This window comes from Brevibacillus sp. Leaf182 (assembly GCF_001423865.2).
GTDB classification, from domain to species: domain Bacteria; phylum Bacillota; class Bacilli; order Brevibacillales; family Brevibacillaceae; genus Brevibacillus; species Brevibacillus brevis_C.
This window is the reverse complement of the sequence record NZ_LMPN02000031.1, coordinates 41001-55473: the sequence shown is the minus strand read 5'-3', so window position 1 is coordinate 55473 and position 14473 is coordinate 41001. Positions and strand designations below refer to the sequence as shown.

Genomic DNA, 14473 nt, shown 5'->3' with positions numbered 1-14473 from the left:
TTACCTTTAAAAAGGATGATGTAATTCATCCTATGCTTTTCCCTACTCTTGTAGAATCGCTTTCTACTAGAAAAAGTATGTCCAAGCAAATAAATGTTTAAACGAAAAGGACTACATCGATCACGATGTGGAGCGCTTTGTCAGGAAGCTTTCCACTACGGCGACATGTTCAGGGCTACCCCAAAGATGCGCACATTGACTCACTTCGCGCCGAATTCGTTCTTCTTGCGGAAGGCCCATACGCTTCCATTGCAAGACCTTCATGTACGCCTCAATGCCAGCTAGTGGCTGGGCAGCGATTTTTCGAGCGAAACGATCTACTTCCTCATGCAACTCCTCTTCTGTGTATATTTCGTCAACAAAACCGTAGGACTTGGCTTCCTCTGCACGCAATCTGTCACCTGTCAAAAGGAGTGCGAGTGCTTTTGACTCTGGCAGCAAGTCCAACAGCCGACTTCCTCCACCCCAGCCTGTCGTAATATGCATGCTAATTTGTACAAACCCGAAAGTCGCCCGGTCAGTGGCAAAACGAAAATGACACGCGCCCGCAAACTCACAGCCACCTCCGACCGCTGCACCGTTAATCATGGCAATCACCGGTTTGGAATACTGATCAATGGCGGACAAAAGCCCCGTTACTTTACTAAGCAAAGGATGCGCCTGTTCAAAGCCGCGCGCTGCAATAAACTGATTCAGATCGCCTCCGGAAACAAAGCTTCTCCCTGTCCCCGTGACAATCAGAACCTTGACCTCAGGATCGGCTTGGCAATCTTGCAAGACCTGATGCAGTTCATCAACCAGCTCCACGCTGATCGCATTATGTACATGCGGTCGATTTAATGTGATCGTGGCGATACCGTCCTGTTTTTGCAAAAGCAAGGTCTCCATAAGAACTCCCACCTTTTTATCAGCTTGTGGCTTTATTTTACCTTTCGATGGACAAACAAAAAAGAGGAGGTCTTTTCCCCCCTCTTCATTAGGACAGTAGATTTTTCATGGCGGAAGAATTGAATCCGACGATCAGGTTTTCACCGTCAGTCAGAATCGGACGCTTCAAAAGCTGTGGCTCTTCGCTAAGCATTTCGAGCAGTTCCTTCACCGACATATCATTAATATCGACATCCAGGTTTTTAAAACGCTGACTTCTCGTCGACAGGATCTCATCCAGGCCATTTGAAGTCATTTTAATAATATCAAGCAGTTCTTCTGCTGTCGGTGGATTTTTGAACAAGTGACGCTCTTCGTAATTCACTCCGTTTTCTGCCAGCCATGCCTTCGCTTTGCGACAGGATGTGCAGCTAGGATAAGTGAAAAACGTCAATTTTTGTGTTTGTGTACGTTCAGCAACGGCCATTGGTTACCCCTCCATCTCATCTATCACGAATGATTTCATCTATAAAAGTCTTACCATTTGCAGTTCTTGATGTTTGGTTCAAGCTCTTACAAAAAGTTAGTCAATAAAATTTCCTTCCTTACTTTGGATTTTAATGCTTCATTAACACTATGTCAATAGTAGTTAATTTAAAAACTAGATGAAAATTCGTGTGATCTGCTGTTGTAGCACACTGCTACCTTAACAAGTAACACAAAATGGGATACACTTATGAAGATTGTTCAAAAAGTCGTCTTTTGATCACGAACGAGTCCTGAAAGCTTGGGCAACATCGAAAGAGGCGTTCACCTTCAAAGTCGGGTGCTCATGTAGGTCCCCTACACTCCGCTCCTCCTTTTTCAGGTTCTCACCACTTTCTCGGTGCTGAAAAGACGACTTTTTGAATTTGATCTTATGGAGATTGTTTTGAGAAAGGGGTATCGGCATGGACCACGATGCGCAAAAGTTAACCAGTGCTTTAGCTGACCCCACCCGTTTTTCCATTTACCAATTTGTCGCCTACAGTAAAGATCCCATCACGGTTCAGGATATAGCTGATCATTTCTCTATCCACCCTAATGTGGCACGCTTGCATTTGACGAAGTTAGAGGACGTGAATTTACTCACTGCTGTTACAGACAAAAGTGGTAAGGGAGGACGTCCCAGTCGGTTGTACTCACTGTCTGAACAGGTTGTGAGTCTGCAATTCCCTCCTCGTGACTATCAGCTGTTGGCAGATATCGCGATTGAAAGCCTGCTCTCGCTCGGCGAAGCTGGCGAAGCCGCTCTAATTAAAATGGGATATCGCATTGGAACAGAGATGGCAAAACGGGCGGTTGTCCAAAGCGGAATCAATTTAGAAATAGCCTCTATGGAAGAAAAATTGGACCAAGTCCATCGGATTGTCGTGGCTCAGGGATTGAAACCAGACATCGAAGCAATGGATGAAGGAAAGCTGCGTTTTCGGGTGAATAACTGCACCTTCTCTGATAGCGCAAAAAAATATCCGAATGCCGTATGCCAGATGCATAACGCTCTGTTGATGGGAATATTCGAAACGTACTTGGGGAACATTGAATTACGTGAGGATGATTCCAAAATTCGCGGATGCCAATCCTGCAACTATACGGTGATTCAGTATTAGCACCGCAAGTCCAGTCTCTCCTCCCCGGGTGACAACAATCCGTCATACCTTTATCGTTTACACGTGTTCACCTGTCCTATATAATGGGGGAGGAATCTTGTAAATCTTACCGGTCGAGGCAAAAAGGGGGGACAAAAATGGATCGTATGTATCGCGTTCTTGGTTTCTGGACCATCGTGATCGCGTTGATGGCGTTTTGGGCAGAATTGTACCCGATGGCGCTCATCTTCTTCAGTTTAACTGCTTTCTTCGTAGCGCTGAGCTACATGAACCTGACTGAACGAGTATACCTAAACATTTTCTTCGGCTTCATGTTCCTGTCTTTTGTTGGATTCACGTATTACACATTCTTCGTGATGCCTGTTGGTCCACAAGAACACGCTTTGCTACAATTGATCATGTAAGAAAAAAGATGCTCGCCTTGAGCATCTTTTTTGTATTCTCCTCTTTTTTACTCCCGGGTGTTTTTCTCTTGGACCATGACCCAGAAACGTCCACCCAAGCCAGCAGGATCAATCAACTGTTGAATTGCCCGATTCCGTTTCATCGCAACGCTCGTGAAAGGGTCTGTATCCATATGCGCGACCGCTTTATGAAGCAAGCCATTCCGCATCAAAAACCGATCCTGTCTCATATAGTCTATTTCCCGTAAACCCGCCTTTTCTCCATACTGCTTCCACGCAGAAAAATTCACATGTGTTGTCAAGTCTTGTTCGCCTATGTTGATATACGGATTTGTATGAGCCTGATGACGATGGTAGCACATCAGTGTTCCGTTTTTTCGACTGGGATGGTAAAGCTCTTCTTGCAGGTCGCCGTAATCAATCGTGATGACAAACCCTTTTTTCAATAGGCTGGAAACTTCTTGTGCAGCTTGCTCCATCGCCATATTTATCTCCATCCGCATACCGATTGGCAGCTTCAAGTTCAGCCCGCGCAAATATTCCCCTAGCGCTGGTGACATCTCCCCCAGATACTCTTCTAACCCGTCCTCGCCAACACGCACCCACACTTCCTGCCAGCCCGATCTAGTTTTCTCCACAATATGTACGGGAAATGCGTCCAGCCATTCATTCGAAAAAATAACTCCTTCTATTTTCTCATGCTTGATAGCTTCATTCACGGAAGAATACCAACGCTTCGGACCCTCGTGCCACTGGAGCGCCTCCTGCTGCATTTTCCGGTGATACGGACTCGCCTCTATTAATATGACCGTCAACTCTTTGTATACCTCTGGTTTGCTCTCACGGATGCGCTCCAGCATGTGACGGCAAATGGCCCCGGTTCCACCACCGATCTCAACGAGCACAGGTGAAGTGATATTCGCCTTCTCCCATAATGCCAAGACTGCATCTGCGATTGTTTCCGCAAAGACAGGATGCACCGATGCACTCGTATAAAAATCTCCCGCTTTGCCTACTTTGGGTTGTTCGACCATATAATATCCATAAGTGTCATGATAGAGAGCCAACTCCATAAAGCGCGCGAACGTAATTGCTTTCCCTGGTTGACTTGCTATTTCCTCGTGAATCAGTTCGATCATCGTCATAAGCTCTTCTCCTGCTATCCAAATTCAACTAGATAAGGCTATAATACGAAAAGAAGCATACAATATGGAAAGGCAAAAGCAAAAGGTGAAATCATGCGCAAAATTCTTCTCGTCTTGTTCCTGCTTGTATGTCCACTGACGGTATTCGCCCAGGAAGAGCCTTCTACTCCTTTGGAGCAGCTCATCCTGCAGCAGCATTTTACACAAAAAGAGCTGGAGCGAACCCTCACCTTACTCAAGGAAGAAGAGACGCGGACATACGGAGAAATCGCTCAAATGGATCTCGATTTGCAACGGCAAAAGCTGGTGATGGAAGCGACACAACGCCGGGCCGGTGAGGTAGCGCGGGCCTATTACATGGGCGAGCGTACTAATCTTCTGACGTTACTATTAAATGCGGAAAATTTCAATCAGTTCTTATTGATGTACGACTTCTACGAGATCTTGTACGAGCGTGACATGTCTCGACTAGAGTCCTATCATACTGAGCGCACCAAGCTCACCGCGATGCAAACCGACAAAAAAAATCGATTGGACCAACTTCAAACACTGCGAAAAAAATACGAGCTTCAATTGTCGGAGATGCTCGCCGTTGCCGCTGAAAAAGAAAAAAACGTACAAAAGCTGGACGACCCGACGGTTGTGGAATCCATGATGAATCATTTGATTTTAGATTGGGAAAAACGTGGTTTGCCCGCTTTCCAGACCTTCTTCGGAATGCTCGCGCAGGTCATGGTTCAAGTTCCCGAGTTGGCGACGCCGGATCGAATTCAGTCGGAAGGTCTCCTCAAGCATACGCTGACCATCAACCAGACTGACTTCAACAATTTTTTGATAGAGAAAGATGCCTTGTTTAAACAATCCCATTTCTCCTTTAAGGATAACAAGCTGACCGTGGAAGGCACGTATGATCAGATGGAACTAAAGCTCGTTGGTAACTATGAGCTCGTCTCTCCTACCCATCTCAAATTCCACATTACCGAGTTGTACTTTGACGGCTTTGCCTTGCCTCAATCGACCGTGGAGGAAATGGAAGAAGCGTACGATCTCGGATTTTATCCGGAGTTGATCTCCCCCAATATCCAAGTACAGGGCATCACGCTGATGGACGAAGAATTAAAACTCCAATTACAATTCAATCTTCCATTTGGATTCGGAAAGAAGTAAAGCCAGCTATTCGTTAGCTGGCTTTTTTCTTGGAGACAACCTTATTGACATGAGCCGGCATTTCCTTCTGCAATTGTGTCATGTATTGGATCGCTTCTTTCGTCAGCGTAGGATATTTCTGCCCCTGCTTCAGCTTCTCCAATGTTTCTGACACCGGATAAATAACATAGTTGCGCTTGTTATTTTTCCGATAAAAATGAACGTAGGTCGGAATCATTTCAGCACTTTCAATGCTAGCCTCTCCTGACTCATTCTTGTACAGCACTAGCTTCAGGATTGCGCCAACATCCTTGTAGTCCCATCGCTGCGCAGAGATGAAATTGCCTAAAGAGTAAGTAATTAGTCCTTTGTGTTGCCGTCCATCTTCGAGGGTAACCGTCTTCCATTCATAAGGTTGTACCACATGTGGATGCGCACCCAAAATCAAATCCGCTCCAAATGTTAGAGCTTGCTCGGCGGTCTTGATTTGTTCAGGACTGGGCATTCGCTGATACTCATTTCCGAAATGAAGCGCCACTGCAACCAGATCGGCTCCTTTTTCTCTTGCCCGTGCGATGTCTTTTTTCATCAGTTCAGGCGAAATCAGATTGACCAGATACGGCTTGCCCTCTGGAATTGCGATGCCATTCGTCCCGTACGTATACGCTAGCAAGGCGAGTGTGAATCCGTCCTTGGTCAACAGCAAGGGCTCATCTCGTTCCTCGGGACTCGCAAACGTTCCCGTGTGCGGTAGACCAGCTTCATCGAGATATTTGATCGTTTGCAGAACCCCTTGCTCTTTGCGGTCCATCGAATGGTTATTCGCTGTCGATACCGCAGTGAATCCAATTTCCTTCAACGTATGTGCTAGCGACTCTGGCGAATTAAACATCGGATAGCCTGAGTATTTGGCCTCGCTGCCGCTCATCGTTGTCTCAAGATTGCCGATGACCCAGTCTGCCTCGCGGAACATCGGAATGACATTCGGGAAGAAACGTTTAAAATCATAGCTTTTCGTCGCTGGGTCCCAGACGGCATCCAACTGCTCCTGATGCATCATGATATCCCCAACAGCGAGAAGGGAGATACGCTGTTCCGGAAATCTTGATGGCAAAGTCGGAGGTTGTGTCTCCTGTTGATCGGGCGCTGTCTGCGGTGGTGTTTCGGGATCAGGCACTTTCACGTTGGGAGCTTGATTTGTCTTGTCTGCTTGGGCGACGGGTGCCGTACACCCAACCAGACTCGTGCAGGCGATAACGAGAAGGAGTGCCCATTTCCATGTTCGCTTCATAATGAATAGCTCCTTTAGTAAATGGTGACCCCTTCCTTTTCTCCACCACCTGACAAAATCCTCTCCCAACCTTTATAAAGAATGATGAAGTAACTAGCGAAGCATGCCTGTTACAAACGGATTGTACGTTTTCTCGTAGTCGATCGTCGTCTTCGGACCATGCCCTGGATAAACAATGGTTTCATCATCGAGCTCAAACAGCTTGTCTTGGATGCTGATCATCAGTGTCTCGTAATCTCCTCCGAAGAGATCCGTACGCCCGATGCTCTGGTTAAACAGAACGTCGCCACCGAAGCAATGCTGGCCAATTACAAATGAACAACTGCCGGGTGAATGACCTGGCGTATGAAGCACCTGAATGTGAAAACCTGCCAGTTCCAGAGTCTGACCATCCTCTAGTTCGTGCTCCGCTCGCTCACATACGATGAGTTCAGGTAGATTCCAGCGTCGAGATCCGTTGAGATCCGGGTTTGTGAGCCATTCCTGCTCCAGCGGATGAATGTAAACCGGTGCTTTTGTCAATTCTCTTACTTGGTTGAGACCACCGATATGATCCAAGTGGGCATGCGTCAAAAGAATGGCAACGACGTTTTTATTCGCAAGGGCGTGGAGCAACTGATCTGGCTCCATGCCCGGATCAATCACAATGGTTTGATTGGTATCGGTATTAGTCAGCACATACGCATTGGTTTGAAATGCTCCCAATGCATAAGATTCAATGGCAAGATTTTGATTCGTCATAGGAAACCTCCTTGATTTTTTGATACGATAGAAAAAACACGCTTGCAAACATGGGGGTATGACATGCGTCATATGTACGGAATTGAACTGAATGTACCAGCCGGGAAGCTCCCTGGCTTCTATGCTCAAGTCATACATAAAATCGGAGATCATGTCAATGTCTTTGATCGGGACAAACTGCTTTTTATTGTAGAGAATCAAGCTGAACAGGAGAAGCTGGCAACCATTTTGGAGAAGTCCAACATGTTAGGTGATGCCTTCCCTCTATTGCTGCTCCCGTCAGCAACCACAATCGAAAAACTCGATGATATCGGTTTTGTCTCCCAAAATGAACATTTGTATGTATATGCAGATCAAGTTGCCATCGTAACGCTCGGAGCTCCATTCCAATCTGAAGATCAGTGGGCAGCCATGGAGCAACTCCGCGAGCATGTTCTAGGCGTGATACCCGAAAATACACAACAACCCGAAGCCTACCTGATCGATCAAAGCTTGATACCACTGGCAGAGGGAATCGCGAAGGCTTATCAAGTGAAGCTCGTTTGGCTCCATCCGACTACATAAATCCATGACATGCAAAAAGGGAGTTCCTGATAAGCGAACTCCCTTCTCCTTTTTACGATGATTTACGATCGAATCGGAACCATGCAACTTGATTGTCCACAAGACCAAAATTGGCGGTGTATGTGCTGCCTTCATATACCACTTCTTGTTCGCCTTTTCCTTTGCCGTACAGCTTCTCTAACTGCTCCGCACTGTCAAACATGGCGAGTCCTCGATATGTTTTGAATTTTTGCGCGTCCTCACGGGGTACTCCTCCCAGCATGATCGATGTCAATTCACCTTTGTGGACTTTGAGCATCATCTGGGTCTGATCCACCAGCAGCATCCCCATCACGGCATCTCCCGCACCCTGCGCCATCTGTTCTACTGTGTAGCTTTGCCTTGTCACCATATCCATAAAATCAGCTTTTGTCGGTTTCAAAATATCCATCGCTTCTTTTATGTTCTGCCCGAGATAGACGCCGTTTACTCCGTATTCCTTTTGATTTTCGGGGTCAAATGCAGCAGTTGGTTCCGACTGGATCGAACACGCCGCCAAAACAACTATTGATACTACCCAAAACGCAGTCATTCGCAAGCATTTCCACATCATTCACCTGTGCCCACCTTTACTACCGCTCTTTTGGTTATCTTAGCGTATCCGGCAAGCATCGGGCAACCTTAGGGAGACGAGCTTATTCTCGTGTTCCGCTGACTTTGCGGCGAGGTCGATTTGGTGGCAGATTGCTGTCCACCGATTGTTTGAAGCTCTCTAGTATTTTGAGGAGTGATGCGAAAAAAGGCGAGCCAAACACCGCAACAATTCCCCACATCCAGGTTCCTAGCTGCCACGAATTTTTTACATAAGCTGATTGGGCACCAGTTAAAATAAGAGCCGGGTCCAGTCCGAGCATACCAAAAATGACACCCGCAGCCAATACGGAAATAAGTAGATTGAAAAAACGCTTGTAGTGCATCAATCGAGCTGCGTGATACTGATCCTCCCAGCAATTTTCTTTCGCCTCATAGTCCGTCGCCAAAAAGGGAATGACTGATTTAAATGCTTCCGTAACGCCTGCTGCCGCGCTGGACACCGCTGTTATATAAATCAAAAAAGAAATAGATGAATCCAACGTAACCATCATTCTTCCCCCCTTTGTACATATGTATGGAGTTAGAGGGACAACTTGCAAATTTTTTTGCAGTTTGTATATTTCCCCTTTTCTGTTTATGCGGTAACATGTTGGTGCATGTAAATATGAGGAAGGGCAGGGATTGCTATGCAGGACTTTTCTTTTGTATGGAATCAGTACGACTTGATTCGCGGAATGTTTTTGAAGAAATTAACGGAAATAACCGAGGAAGAAGCAGACGTGGTTCCAGATGGCTTTAAAAACAACATTCGCTGGAATATTGGTCATCTTCTCCTGACACAAGATTACTTGCTCTTCGGACCAGAAGGAATGAAATGTCCTCCGTATTACGCAGCCATGTTCTCTCCAGGAACCAAGCCTGCTGATTGGCAAAAAGAAGGACCTTCCCTCGAGACTTTAGCTGCCGAGCTAAAAGAACAGCATGTGCGTATCAAAGAAGAATTGCACTCCCGCTTGAATGATCCATTGCCAAAACCGTTTGAACTAGGAGACAGAGGTACTATGCATACTTATGGGGAAATGATGGTCTTCACTCTTTTCCATGAAGGTATGCACATCGGATGTATTTCGTCTTTGCGAAATGCGATTGCAGCTACTAAATAAGGAAATTTGGACAAAAACGCGGGAATTTTTTATCCGCGTTTTTCTTTTTGCCTCCGAATCTCAAAAAAATGAAAACCGCTCCAATGAGGAGCGGTCCTTGTCGAGCCCGAATTGCTTATGGGGTTCTACCGGTTATTCTCTTTGGCTCTTCAACCTCCATTGTAGAGAAAAGTAGCTAAAGGAATCGGTTTATCTCCATACGACTTTCGTCGATTGCTTGATCATGATTATCCACGGATCTTCGCCTCCTGCAAGGCATTTCGCCGTTTACTTACATGAATCATCGGGCTCGACAAAAATAGTATGACCTCCTCGCAGTTTTTCATACATCCATCTTTACAATAAATCTGCGGCCAACTGTGCGAGCACACTCCGTTCGCCTTTTTCCAAGCGGATATGTCCAGCCAGCTTTTGGTCTTTAAATACTTCTACCACGTAGGTTAAACCGTTGTTGCTCTCATCCAGATACGGATGATCGATCTGCTCAGGATCACCCATTAGCACGATTTTCGAGCCGTCCCCGACCCTCGTCAGGATCGTCTTCACTTCATGCTTTGTCAAGTTTTGGGCTTCATCAATGATAATAAATTGTTCGGGGATAGACCGCCCCCGTATATACGTCAAAGCTTCCACCTGCAAACTACCCATGCCTGCCAAAATTTTATCCAGATCTCCTGGCCGTTTTGTGTTAAACAAATATTCCAAATTATCATAAATCGGTTGCATCCACGGTCGAAGCTTTTCTTCTTTTTCGCCGGGCAAATAACCGATGTCTTTTCCAAGCGGAACGATAGGTCTTGCCACTAACAGTTTTTTGTATTTTTGCTGGTCCTCGATTTGCAGCAGGCCCGCTGCTAATGCCAGCAAGGTTTTTCCTGTACCGGCCTTACCGGTCATGGTTACTAAAGGAATATCATCACGTAACAGCAATTCGGTTGCCATCCGTTGCTGCACGTTACGGGCTCGGATGCCCCAAATCGGATCATCATCTGAAATAAGCATTTCTAACACTTTTCCGTCCGGGTCGACTTTTCCAATCGCAGAAATTGATGGGTTGCATTCGTCCTTCAGCACTAAAAATTGATGAGGGTAAAAGCGATAGCGTGGAAAACAGGAGGCCAGTTGCAGCTTTCTTGTTGCGTAGTAAGTCTTGATGATGTCGGACGCTACCATCATCTTCTGATACCCCGGGTAAATACTGGAGAACTCTCCCACAACTCGATCCGAAAGAAAATCCTCTGCGGAAATATTCAATGCATCAGCCTTGACTCTCATGAGAGCATCCTTACTTACCAAAATGACTGGTCTTGGCTGTGGCTTTCCGTTTTCCTCCTCCTGTAAGTTTAGTGCGACCGCCAAAATGCGGTTGTCATTACTCATTTCCGTAAATTGTTTCTGAAGGCGGTGGAAAGAGGAATGATTCAGTTCTACCCGAAACAACCCGCCTGTTTCTAGGGTAATGCCTGTGTGCAATTGCCCCAGCTCACGAAAACTGTCAAAGAGCCGAGATACGTACCGAGCATTGCGGCCAATTTCATCCATGTACCGCTTTTTGGAATCGATTTCTTCTAATACGACGGCTGGTATGACAATTTCATTGTCAGCGAAAGAAAACATCGCCCTTGGATCTTGCAGGAGTACGTTGGTGTCCAGTACGTAGATTTTCTTCAAAATCTCGCCTCCTATTACCCTTCTTATATACCCTATGCAATTTTTGGAGGGATGCTCAAGTGCGGCGACGTGATGTACTACAGTCTATGTTCAGGTAGACAGAGATAGACGACCCATTGGCAGAATGAAAATGGACAGCCCAGAACAAAATACTTGTAACCCTGCCCTCCTCACGAAGGACGGCAATACTGGGAAAGGGAGAATGCCTGTGAAACGGATCATGATCTGCTGCCTCGGTTTTAGCTTGTTGCTTACAGCATGCATGTCGGGAAATAAACCACCGGCGAATCAGGCTGCACAGCCGAAGCATGCCACTCATACGCAACGCGTTCAGCAAACGACTCCTGAGCCTGCTTATAATCAATCTTCTCAAGCCACCGCTGACCGTCTGGTCCAATTGGCAACACGTGTGAAAAGGGTACACAGCGCGACTGCTGTGGTCTTGGGCAAATATGCCGTAGTCGGTATCACTGTGGACCCGAATCTGGATCGCCCAGAAGTCGGCGTCATTAAGTATACGGTTGCGGAAGCACTGAAAGAAGACCCTCAAGGAGCGAACGCTGTCGTAACGGCAGACCCTGCTATCGTACAGCGGTTACGTGAAATGAGAGATGATATTCGTCGCGGCCATCCTGTTGCTGGAATCACGGAAGAGTTGGCAGATATCGTAGGTCGGATCATTCCCCAACTGCCGCGCAGTGTGCAGCCTCGCGAAGAAACCCCTTCTCAAGTAAAAGAAAAACGCATGCACAAAGAGCCGCAAGGACAAAACAAGATCAACGCAAATCGTACAGGAACACCTTAACAGAAAAGAGGTATCCCCCCGGATTTAAGCCCGGGAGAATACCTCTTTTTCTTTATAGACTGGTGTTTCAGATGGTAAATGATCCAAAGCTTGCTTCAAATCTGCCACTAAATCATCGAAATCCTCTAAACCGGCTGACAACCTGATCAAACCATCTGTGATTCCCCTTGCTGCTCTTTCCTCAGCAGGCATCGCTGCATGTGACATCGTAGCTGGGTACGAGAGAATCGTTTCGACTGCCCCGAGGCTGACAGCCACAATCGGCAATTTTACGCGATCAAACAACGCTTTTGCTCGCTCGCGGTTCCCTACATCAAAAGAAAGAACAGCCCCATGACCCGTCGCTTGTTGTGTTTGAATCAAATGACCGGGATGATCCGCCAGTCCTGTATAGTAGACTCCGCTTACTTGTGGATGCGAAGATAACCAGTCAGCCAAGCTTGCGGCTGTTTTCGTGCTCACATCCAATCGGGCTTTCAATGTTTTGAGCCCACGCATCACGAGCCAGCAATCCTGCACACCCAGAATCGCTCCCATGCCATTCTGGATAAAGTAGAGCTGCTCCCCCAACGCAGCCTCTCTGGTTACAGCCAGACCTGCCACGACGTCGCTATGCCCTCCGATAAACTTCGTTGCACTATGAATGACCACATCCGCGCCAAGCTCTAATGGCCGCTGGTAATACGGGGTAAGAAACGTATTATCGACTATGACGAGCAAGTTGTGCTCCTTTGCGATACGAGAAACTGCTGCAATGTCTGTCACCTTTAAGGTGGGATTGGAGGGACTCTCCAGGTATACCCCTTTCGTCGCCGGTGTAATGGCCGCACGAACGGCTTCTGTATCTGTTGCATCCACGAACGTAACGGAGATGCCCATTCTCGACAATACCTTTGTCAAAAACCGAAACGTGCCACCGTATACATCTTCCGCCACTACAACATGGTCTCCAGCTGAAAACAACATGAACACGCTGGAAATGGCAGCCATGCCAGATGAGAACGCGAAACCGCGTGCGCCTCCCTCCAGAGACGCAATGGCTTCCTCCAAAGCCTGCCTGGTCGGATTGCCTGATCTGGCATAATCAAATGTACCTGGCTGATCGATATCAGCCTGATGAAACGTGGAAGCCTGATAAATCGGAACCGACGACGCACCTGTGAACGGGTCAATGCAAGTTGAACCGTGGAGGAGCTTGGTTGCAAAATTCATCGTACACTCCCCCCTACGACCAAACTAGCATTCAATGCCTGAAACAAATCGGCTACGACATCATCTGGATGCTCGATGCCAACCGACAGTCGCAACAATCGATCACAAACACCGACATGCTCTCGTACTTCTTGCGGGATATCGGCGTGAGTCTGCGTCGCCGGATACGTACACAATGACTCGACGCCACCCAGACTTTCGGCAAAGGACACAATTTGCAGATTTTGCAAAAACAATCCCACCTGCTCTGCATCACGTACACGGAACGATACCATCCCACTATGCCCAGTCGCTTGATTCACCTGGATCTCATGCCCCGGATGCTCGGGCAGACCTGGATAAAACACCTCCGCAACTGCTGGATGCTCACGCAGCTTTTCCGCTACAATCAAGGCATTGGATTGATGGCGCTCCATCCGCAATGCCAATGTTTTCATCCCGCGAACGAGCAGCCAACAATCTTGTGGTCCGAGCACTGCACCGATTGAATTGTGCAAAAACCGGATTTTTTCCGACAACTCTCCCCCCTTTGTGACGATGAGTCCAGCCAGCACATCATTATGTCCTGCCAAATACTTGGTCGCACTATGTAAGACGATATCTGCACCAAGCTCTAGTGGGCGTTGACAATACGGGGTTAAGAATGTGTTGTCTACAATCGTGAGGAGCCCGTGCTGCTTCGCCAATTGCGTTACTGCTCGAATATCGGTAATCTGCATGAGCGGATTGGTTGGTGTCTCAACGAAGATGGCCTTTGTATTTGGAAGAATCGCATTTTTGAGTGCACCTATGTCACGCAAATCCACGTATGAAAACGTCAGACCGTAGCGAGAGAGCACTTGCTCGAACAATCGATAGGTTCCCCCGTACAGATCGAGTGAAACGATCAGATGATCCCCTTGGGAAAACAAGCCCATGACAGTATGAACAGCAGCCATTCCTGAGGCGCAAGCGAATCCTGCATCCCCTGATTCCGCTTCAGCGATGGTCTCCTCCAATATGGTGCGAGTAGGATTAGCTGTGCGTGTATAATCATATCCAGTGCTCTGGCCCAAGGCAGGATGGCGATAAGCCGTTGCATAGTAAACAGGAAAGCTCACCGCCCCTGTTTTTTCGTCTCTGCCTACTCCCGCCTGAATCAACTTTGTTTCCAATTTCATGTCTGTTTCTCTCCCTCCAATAGTGTACGAGGGCATCAAAAAAGCCCTCTTTCCTCTGAAAGAAGGCTTTGTTTACGTCGCC

General features: G+C 47.1%; 16 protein-coding genes. 6 read left to right on the top strand and 10 right to left on the bottom strand.

Annotation, left to right across the window (positions count from 1 at the left end; translation table 11 throughout):
- Window positions 1-120: 120 nt before the first annotated feature.
- Both ASG16_RS21720 and ASG16_RS21715 read right to left on the bottom strand, forming a co-directional pair.
- Complete coding sequence (locus tag ASG16_RS21720) at window positions 121-888, bottom strand: enoyl-CoA hydratase/isomerase family protein (RefSeq protein ID WP_056485978.1); 768 nt, start codon at window positions 886-888, stop codon at window positions 121-123.
- 88 nt (window positions 889-976) lie between these two features.
- Window positions 977-1354, bottom strand: coding sequence for a Spx/MgsR family RNA polymerase-binding regulatory protein (locus ASG16_RS21715; protein WP_016740704.1), 378 nt, complete (start codon window positions 1352-1354; stop codon window positions 977-979).
- Window positions 1355-1817: 463 nt separating this feature from the next.
- On the opposite strand from ASG16_RS21715, the gene ASG16_RS21705 reads away from it, so the two are divergent.
- Complete coding sequence (locus ASG16_RS21705) at window positions 1818-2516, top strand: helix-turn-helix transcriptional regulator (protein WP_056485975.1); 699 nt, start codon at window positions 1818-1820, stop codon at window positions 2514-2516.
- A 137-nt stretch (window positions 2517-2653) separates the two neighbouring features.
- Window positions 2654-2920 (top strand): DUF2626 domain-containing protein, encoded by a 267-nt coding sequence (locus ASG16_RS21700; RefSeq protein WP_007723294.1) that lies wholly within the window; start codon window positions 2654-2656, stop codon window positions 2918-2920.
- 47 nt (window positions 2921-2967) lie between these two features.
- Here the strand turns inward: ASG16_RS21700 and ASG16_RS21695 are convergent, their stop codons facing one another.
- Window positions 2968-4065, bottom strand: a complete 1098-nt coding sequence (locus tag ASG16_RS21695) for a class I SAM-dependent methyltransferase (protein WP_056485972.1) — start codon at window positions 4063-4065, stop codon at window positions 2968-2970.
- A gap of 93 nt (window positions 4066-4158) precedes the next feature.
- Here ASG16_RS21695 and ASG16_RS21690 point away from each other — a divergent pair, with 93 nt between their 5' ends.
- Window positions 4159-5232, top strand: a complete 1074-nt coding sequence (locus ASG16_RS21690) for a hypothetical protein (protein ID WP_056485969.1) — start codon at window positions 4159-4161, stop codon at window positions 5230-5232.
- A 13-nt stretch (window positions 5233-5245) separates the two neighbouring features.
- Here ASG16_RS21690 and ASG16_RS21685 read toward each other — a convergent pair whose 3' ends face one another.
- On the bottom strand, window positions 5246-6502 hold the full coding sequence (locus ASG16_RS21685) for a CapA family protein (RefSeq protein ID WP_056485966.1): 1257 nt from the start codon (window positions 6500-6502) through the stop codon (window positions 5246-5248).
- Window positions 6503-6595: 93 nt separating this feature from the next.
- Window positions 6596-7243 (bottom strand): MBL fold metallo-hydrolase, encoded by a 648-nt coding sequence (locus ASG16_RS21680; RefSeq protein ID WP_056485963.1) that lies wholly within the window; start codon window positions 7241-7243, stop codon window positions 6596-6598.
- A gap of 63 nt (window positions 7244-7306) precedes the next feature.
- Between ASG16_RS21680 and ASG16_RS21675 the strand changes: the two genes are divergently transcribed.
- Entirely contained in the window at window positions 7307-7807 is a 501-nt protein-coding gene (locus ASG16_RS21675; RefSeq protein WP_056485960.1) for a hypothetical protein, read from the top strand.
- A 52-nt stretch (window positions 7808-7859) separates the two neighbouring features.
- Here ASG16_RS21675 and ASG16_RS21670 read toward each other — a convergent pair whose 3' ends face one another.
- Window positions 7860-8399: a hypothetical protein gene (locus ASG16_RS21670; RefSeq protein WP_056485957.1), complete on the bottom strand. Its 540-nt coding sequence runs from the start codon at window positions 8397-8399 to the stop codon at window positions 7860-7862.
- 82 nt (window positions 8400-8481) lie between these two features.
- On the bottom strand, window positions 8482-8928 hold the full coding sequence (locus ASG16_RS21665; RefSeq protein WP_056485954.1) for a hypothetical protein: 447 nt from the start codon (window positions 8926-8928) through the stop codon (window positions 8482-8484).
- Window positions 8929-9066: 138 nt separating this feature from the next.
- On the opposite strand from ASG16_RS21665, the gene ASG16_RS21660 reads away from it, so the two are divergent.
- Window positions 9067-9543, top strand: a complete 477-nt coding sequence (locus tag ASG16_RS21660) for a DinB family protein (RefSeq protein WP_056485952.1) — start codon at window positions 9067-9069, stop codon at window positions 9541-9543.
- Between the two features lie 336 nt (window positions 9544-9879).
- Here the strand turns inward: ASG16_RS21660 and ASG16_RS21655 are convergent, their stop codons facing one another.
- Window positions 9880-11214 carry a PhoH family protein gene (locus ASG16_RS21655; RefSeq protein WP_056485949.1) on the bottom strand — a complete coding sequence of 445 codons (1335 nt, stop codon included), beginning with the start codon at window positions 11212-11214 and terminating at the stop codon, window positions 9880-9882.
- 202 nt (window positions 11215-11416) lie between these two features.
- On the opposite strand from ASG16_RS21655, the gene ASG16_RS21650 reads away from it, so the two are divergent.
- A complete protein-coding gene (locus ASG16_RS21650) occupies window positions 11417-12019 on the top strand; it encodes a YhcN/YlaJ family sporulation lipoprotein (RefSeq protein ID WP_048033782.1) in 603 nt (200 codons plus the stop codon).
- 24 nt (window positions 12020-12043) lie between these two features.
- Here the strand turns inward: ASG16_RS21650 and ASG16_RS21645 are convergent, their stop codons facing one another.
- The gene (locus tag ASG16_RS21645) at window positions 12044-13231 is read right to left on the bottom strand and encodes a trans-sulfuration enzyme family protein (RefSeq protein ID WP_056485946.1); all 1188 of its coding nucleotides are present in this window, start codon (window positions 13229-13231) and stop codon (window positions 12044-12046) included.
- Window positions 13228-14391 carry an aminotransferase class I/II-fold pyridoxal phosphate-dependent enzyme gene (locus ASG16_RS21640; RefSeq protein ID WP_056485943.1) on the bottom strand — a complete coding sequence of 388 codons (1164 nt, stop codon included), beginning with the start codon at window positions 14389-14391 and terminating at the stop codon, window positions 13228-13230. The genes ASG16_RS21645 and ASG16_RS21640 overlap by 4 nt, the downstream gene beginning before the upstream one ends.
- Window positions 14392-14473 lie beyond the last annotated feature (82 nt).